The sequence below is a fragment of the Thermaurantiacus sp. genome (genome assembly GCF_053487655.1).
This window is the reverse complement of sequence record NZ_JBRCLD010000015.1, coordinates 1-7,066: the sequence shown is the minus strand read 5'-3', so window position 1 is coordinate 7,066 and position 7,066 is coordinate 1. Positions and strand designations below refer to the sequence as shown.

4 protein-coding genes are annotated in these 7,066 nt (G+C 55.8%); 1 reads left to right on the top strand and 3 read right to left on the bottom strand.

The window, feature by feature from the left end:
* A partial coding sequence (locus ACWIQA_RS01555) for a YncE family protein (protein WP_448581308.1) occupies positions 1–881 on the bottom strand: 881 nt, incomplete at its 3' end.
* A gap of 211 nt (positions 882–1,092) precedes the next feature.
* Complete coding sequence (locus tag ACWIQA_RS01550; protein ID WP_448581307.1) at positions 1,093–2,682, bottom strand: amylo-alpha-1,6-glucosidase; 1,590 nt, start codon at positions 2,680–2,682, stop codon at positions 1,093–1,095.
* Between the two features lie 439 nt (positions 2,683–3,121).
* On the opposite strand from ACWIQA_RS01550, the gene ACWIQA_RS01545 reads away from it, so the two are divergent.
* Complete coding sequence (locus tag ACWIQA_RS01545) at positions 3,122–5,107, top strand: hypothetical protein (RefSeq protein ID WP_448581306.1); 1,986 nt, start codon at positions 3,122–3,124, stop codon at positions 5,105–5,107.
* 726 nt (positions 5,108–5,833) lie between these two features.
* Here the strand turns inward: ACWIQA_RS01545 and ACWIQA_RS01540 are convergent.
* Positions 5,834–6,526: a hypothetical protein gene (locus ACWIQA_RS01540; RefSeq protein ID WP_448581305.1), complete on the bottom strand. Its 693-nt coding sequence runs from the start codon at positions 6,524–6,526 to the stop codon at positions 5,834–5,836.
* Between the last annotated feature and the right edge of the window lie 540 nt (positions 6,527–7,066).

The following is a 7,066-nucleotide window of genomic DNA, read 5'->3' as shown; positions in this document are numbered from 1 at the left end:
ATAACCTGAGGCAGAAGTTGGCCATCAGGGGAAAAGCGGACGATTTTTGCGAAGCCGCGTAATTGATCGGCGGTTGGCATTGCCCATGTGCTGGGCAGGCCTGGAATCGCACTGCCTGGAAGGCCCCAGGCGTCGATCTTTCCGACCACCACCCACAGCGAGCCGTCGGGACCGACTGTCATCTGGCGGGTGTCTTCGATCGGCCATTCACCACGTTTTTCCAGTGTTTCGGGGTCGTAAAATTCGATGCGCGACTTGGCGGGGTTGCTCACGTAGAGACGCCCGCGATTATTGTCGAGTGCGAGGCCGCGAATGTGGGCGTCCCTGCTTTCAGGCTCTTCATTGATCACCAGGAAAGAACCTGCCAACTGGGCGAGTGTGTCTTCGCCCAGTCCCTGAATCTCTAGCCCGCTGCCCTTGCCCCCGGGTGCTGGTGCCGCCTCTTTACCGCCGCTGGCAAGTGTTCGGCGGGTCAAACCGAACCATGCGACGCCTCCCGGCGGGTAGCTTTCCGGGTCGCGCTCGTGCAGATGTCCGCCTTCACTGTTGCGCGACTGTGCGATGAAGATGTAGCGATCGTTGGCGACGACAGCAAATCCTCCGGTGTTCCCCCAGCCATGTGTGCGGCCCGGATTGCTGACGTGCTGCCCATCGCGGTACAAGCCAGCATTATTTCCGTCTTCTTCCCAAGGCACGTTTAAAAAACACGTGCCATCTGGCGCAACGAAGAGCGTGCGGGTGTCCATTTGGACAAAATTGCCATCTTTTCCGCCGAACGTATTGCCGATCCAGGAAGTTCGATACTCCCATGTCCATGCATTGGGGGTCAAGGAACCTAAGAGAGCAAAACATACGATACAAAAACGGTGCATATAATTCATATAATGATCCAGTTAGGGGTAGAAAATCCTGGAGTGAGTGGGGAACGCTGTAAGATTGGATTAAGTTCGAACAATTAATTAGCCATGACAATGCTTCGAGTCAAACTTAATGTGTTTGCTGGGCTTGCCCTCACGTGATCTGCCGCGAATCCGACAAACCTGGGCATCTTGCCATTTTTCAATTCAGAACGGTTGGTTGGCATTTCTGATCTCACGAATCTCTTGCGAACGACTGCGTTGCCAACCGGTTGGCCAACAGCAAAAAGGTGCTCGCAGTCCAAGTGAACGCCCGGTCCCGCAGACCCTCCCCGGTTACCGCATCGAAGTTCTCTGCGAATCCATTCCGAAGACACATTTGGCAAAAGCCCTTAGCAAGCTCCTGGGCCAGCCTTGACTCACCGGCATCGATCAGTCCCTCAACCACGAGCAATGTGGACGGTGCCCAGATGGGACCCCGCCAGTAGCCGTCCGATTCATACCATGGGCTCCGAAGATTCTCCGTGGCCAGTCCCCATGCTGTTCGGAATCGGTGTGGTACTTGCAGTCCTGCAACGATGCGCTGGATTTGGGACGATTCGAGACGATGGCCCAGCACAATAGCCATAAATGGAAGAAGGGAATCCCCTGAGAGCCGCAGATCAGTTGGCTCATCGAAGAGACTGAAATTTCGCGTTCGTTTGACGAAAATGTCCCAAAGGTCGTTTCGCGTCTTCAGCCATGTCCCGCGATCTTCCCTTCCAAGAAGCGAGGCCAACTCGGCCAGCGTTTCGACCTGAAGGATCAGGAATGCCGGCAGATCGGGGGAAGCTGCAGGCGTGGGGTGGAGAAAGACAGTAGAATTATCCCACCCTGAGTCATTCCCGTGGTAATAGACCAGTCCGCATTCTCCACCGACTTTACGGAAATCTAACCAATAACGCGCCTGGTCAGAGAGCCAAACGTAAGCCTCCTCGAGACGTTTTCGATCGAAAAATCCGGCCGGTGCCAGCTTTAACATCCTTCCAATCACCCACCCATGAATAGGAGGTTTGACGAAAGCCCAGCATTCAGACCGGTCGCTCAGGTGATCCGGCAGAGACCCTTGCGAGTTGCGGGACTCGAACAAAACCGCCAACTGATCCCACGCCAGTTCGGGATTCGTTCGCGCTAAAGCAAGCGCATTGATCGCATGATCCCAGCTCCAGACTGCCGTCATCCAGTTTTTGGACATGTACATCGCTTCACGGAGCAGCCGCCCGCGTGGCCGGACCAGACAGCTCCAGTGAATGAATGACGCCAATTCCGCCGCATCGGCGTACTCGGCCGGGACTGACAACGTATCCTTATGAAAGGCAGAAAAATCAGCCAGATTTTGACGCCGACACTCCTTGATCGGTTGAAACGGCATTGGAACGTACTCGCACCCCGGTTCCGTCTCCAGCAAAGCGAGCTCTGCCTCATTGTCCTCTGGTTTTGGCAACATTTGCACCTCAATTTCTTCACAACGGACTCCATCCCAACCTGCTTTAACCGAAATTTCTCCTGCCAGACCCACCAACCAAAACCCGGTATCCAGGGCCGGGCACACCAAGCGCCACACCCCTTTGCCAACAGGGCTTGCCACTTGGAACGAAGGCGCGCCGACTAGACGAACACCACCGCCGCGCGCTCGAACGCGCATCGCGCGATCCCCATCCATCACGATTTCCAGCGATCGGCCCCCGGGCATTTCGGCAGCCACGCCCCCGGCATCGGCGCGAATGTGTGACGTCTCAACTCCATCAACCCGGAAGAGAACGCCGCTGCCAAAAAGCGCGCGCACTGATCGTAACCAAAGGCCCGGACTGGGCGCTCTCTGCTCCTCAAGCCATGATACTGCAAGATAGCTCCCGCGTCGGCTGAGTGGGACATTTGATAAATCTAATTCGTTGATCATCGTTTTCGTGTGTGCTCTTGCCTTAAATCTCCTCTGTTTACATTTAGTTGGCGCAAATTCGATAGATGTTTCCTTGCAATGTTTGATTTTTGATGCATCTCCTAATGTCTAGATGCGAGTGATTCAAGGTTCCAACTTGCTTTCTGTTCCTTTCGAGGGTCATCAGTTGGATCTCGAGGTCTTAACGCGGCGATCCAGGCGGTTTTTGGGCATCGGACGTATCTGGATCGACGGATTTGCCATCAGAGGGCGAAGGCCGATTTTGCCAGATATCAGGACGCCGGAGGGCTTTTGCCTTCGGCAAATGAAGCTGGTCAGGCAATGGATGGACGACGAGGGGATTCACCTCGAGTTGAGTTGCCTCGGATCGGCCGACGGACCGATGGAGTGGATGCTTCACAGCGTCAGAAATCGGCAAGTGCTCGGGGATTGGTCAAAGAGAGATTCTCTAAAAGAGTGTGGCGTGCTCACGCTCACCGTGGCCCCTCGTCGGAGAGCGCTGCCGTCAGCGAATGGCATCGGTTTATCTTACGAATGGAGTTTTCAAAGTCTGACGCATCGCATTTTCAAAATAACCGACCGGGCGACATGGGAGCCGGGAGGCAGCATCGTCGGACGGTCTTTTTGGATGCGCAACGCTTTCGCGCCGTGCCGACCGGTATTTCAGCGTGAGACTTCCTACAGCACGGAATGGTATTTGCCGACGTGCCTCAACCCAGACATTTTTCAATTTCTTCCGTTCCAGACCCAATTGCAGGGCTTCACTTTTACGGTTTCGCCGCGTGGCGTGTTGGTGACATTCTCACCTGTTGTGGGCCACATCCGTTCCATTTTCGAGAAGGAGCGGGGGAGTACTTACCTCTCACACTGGCACGAACATTGCCGGGATCTTTCAGCCGACTTTGCGTCCTATCCGATGGAGGTTCTCTGGTTCGCGGGCAAGCGCAGCCATCACGAAAATGTCGAGCTTTACGTTCAGGTGCGGGACATGGTCGAAGCCCTTTTGCACGCCGATGCCGGACTGCGGCGGGAGAAGGCCGTTTCGTACGCGCTGATCGAGGAATGGAGTCTGCCCGACATGGTGAGTTACAGAACAAAAGTTCTGCCCGAAATTCATAAGTACGGGGTTCGTCGCGTGAGTCTGGCGAATCATTTCAAAAACAACATGAACACCTTTGGGGTAGCCAACATGTGCTGTACCGTTGATTGGAAGGTTGCACCCCACGTTGGTGAAAAAAATTTGGCCGACTTTGTTCGCGAAGCGGAACGCAACGGCATGAGCGTCGAGATGTGGGGCAACACGGCCGTCTCTCTTCTGGCTTTGCAGTTGGACAGTTGCGTTGCGGGAGGTGCGCCTCCCGTGGCGGCAGACGAAGAAAATGAATTGTTGTGTGTCGTGCGCAAAGCAAAGCAGCCGTGGGTGAGAGACGCGGGTGGCGGAATCGAGGCGGATCATTATCGCAATTCATTCGCGGTGTTAAATCTCCGCGACCCCACAATCGCATCGCACTGGATGGCCTGCTGGAAGCGACTCAAAGAGTCGACGGGCATCAGCGGAATTTTCTGGGACAGCTCCTTCAATCTCTCCGGAGATCACTTCCATTACAGTCGGAACATTTGCGCAAGCCGGACCGCGGCCACCATGGATCAGACTCAGTTGCTTGGGGCCCTGCGACCGGAGCAAGATGGCCAAAGCGCGATTGAGAGTCAGTACTTGGCCCACCTCGCCCTCGTGGGGCAGATGCAGAAAGAGGGCTTTAGTTACTGCGGTGAAGACTGCGGCGTCTTCGGCACGCATCGAAGCGGTCCGGGTTGCGTTTCTCGTGCCGAAAGCATGTTCATGTGGAACGAGTTCATTTGTCCCTTTGACCCAAGGGCGCTGATTGCGGCGGGGCTCGATCCGGCAAGGGTTTTTTTTGAGGGGCTAGCGTGGCGGAACTTGTGGATGTTGTACTGGGACTTCGAAAACCAGACTGTGAGCTTTACGCCGCGAGGGGGAGCTGACCCATTGTGCCGACCGACGCGTTGGCACACACAATTGCTCAACGCGTTCGATCTCTGCGGACAAGCGGGGTTCAATCTTGAGGTGCTGCCGTCGGGGTTGGGAGTTTTCTACCGTCGGGGAGAAGACTTTGTCCGCTGGTGTTTCCGGACGCTTACGGTATCGATCCGTGTGGCCAGCAACGGTGAGACTCGGGAGTTGGTCATTGACCGAAGCCCCGGCTTGCCAAAATCGGTCTCTTCGGGAAAGCCGATTGTGCACAGCAAGCGGGACACTCGTTCCGTGACGCGGCAATCCGATCGAAATTGAAGAGAAAATTATCTGGGCGGTAGCGGGCTGATTTCCCTCGCCAAGCCTTGACGAGCCTCAACCAGGGATTCCCTCAAAGACTCCGGCAGAACCAACGATGTAGGTACTCCGGGCGTAATCTGTATCCCATAAGAGGAATCTCCGATTTTGAGACTGATCGGGAACCGTGTTTTGGACGAGATGCGAACCTCGATGGGGGGTGGTTCGGGCCGGGTCTCGTGTTCCATTCGTCCGAGTTCGTGCTCTCGTGTTTTCGTCATCGGCGCTTTGAAGATCCAGACGTCTCCGTCAGCAGTTTTTTCCGTTCCGACAAATGTTTTTTCGCCAACCCACGAAAAGGTTCCGTACGGATCGGGGAAGAAGGGATTGTCTGTGTTTGAGCCTGGGCTGATGGCGACATACCGATTTTGATTTGCTACTGGGGCGTAAACACGTCCATCGACACGCCACGTGTCATAGCTTTTTCCATCGGAAAGTTCGACGCGCGACAGCATCGTGTCTCCGAATTTGGAAATTTGCTGCCCCCTTATTCGTGGTGTCTCTGTCCGCAGCTCATCGTCCCCCGAATTCCGCGGTGGATTAGACGTCTTGGAGTCAAAGTAGGTGATCTTAATAAAGGCCCGATCAGGCAAAGGATACATCAGGGGTCGCTCGGTTGGAACCTCTGAGACCTGGGCGACGGCACTTTTTCCCAGAGCACCGATCAGGCAAACAATGAACAGAGTTTTATTCATAGACAGGTTCAACAATCGAATCGATCACTTCGCCGGTGATCCGATCGAGGGCAAGGTGGATCCAAAAGCGGCGTTCTCCTTCCACCCGGAAATCCGCCAGCGTGGAAGCGCCGGCGACCAGGCGCCCGGATTGGGCGATCAGATCGATCATCAGGTTCCAGGTGCGCACCTGGCCGACGTCTGCAAGTGCTCTGGCAACAACTTCCCGCTGGGGTTTGTAATTTTGCCCGGTCGTGAAAGCCGCGGATGCGAAGTCGGGGTCCGCAATAATGCGGGGCAGGTCCGCGCGGGATGACAGCAGGCGTTTTTCGCGCGCTTTAACGAATGCCTCGGCCATTTGCTTTGCCGATGCGGAGTTGATTGTTCCCTCGGAGGGGGTCCAGGTGTCACGGAGCATCCCGTCAAAGAGCATCTGCAGCACAGGTGCCGGGGCGGAGTTCAAATTGATCCCCCCTGCGAGGACTTCGGCCTCGTCTGTGACCGAAAAGAGCTCGAGCAGAGCGCCATCGGCGCTGCGATCTGAAAAAAAGTCCAATGTCTTCCACGGCAAGTCGCGGAACGCGTATCCCAACTCTGCCACACTGCGGAAAGGACGGTCCAACACGATGGGACGGGCCTGAGGATCGGCAGGTGTCAAGGGCACCGCAGAGGATGCAAAAGGATCGGGAGCCGAGGTGAGCGCCATTGGCTGAGGCCCAAGGTAACCATCGCCCGGCCTCAGTACCCAGTCCGCATCGCGATAATAAGTCGCCTCGCCTCCGAGGAACCCGTTTCGGCTCTCGTGATTCCATACGAGATGCCCCAGGCGAACCAACCAGAACGCCTGAACAGTCCAAGTCGGGTGCGGCGGGACTGGCGAATTTTCATAAGCTTTCCCTGACAGAGCAGTACCGGGAACGCTCCGATTTGCCCAGGGAGTTTGCTGAAGCCCTCTAATGTCCTGCGACCAAACTCCGCCAAACCGTGTGGTTCGCGGGTCTGAAAGGAAATTTGTTTGCCACGGGCAGAGTGCCTGGAAGGAGAGACGGTCTGTCCTGCGGTCTGGCCTATCTTCAGGCTCGTTTTCGCCTTCAAACGCGTCATGCGCCAGATCGCTGCGCTGGTGCCGCAGCGACTGAGCAATGCGCCAGCTATTATCTTCTGGATTCCAGACCTCCAAAACGTATCGAGGGCGGTCGTTTCCACTCGCAATACTGAAGGAGTAGCGCGTCGTTTGGGGGTGGGT

Coding starts and splice junctions, on each gene's coding strand:
- ACWIQA_RS01545 (WP_448581306.1), top strand. CDS start 3,122: ATGGACGACGAGGGGATTCACCTCGAGTTGAGTTGCCTCGGATCGGCC.
- ACWIQA_RS01540 (WP_448581305.1), bottom strand. CDS start 6,526: ATGGCGCTCACCTCGGCTCCCGATCCTTTTGCATCCTCTGCGGTGCCC.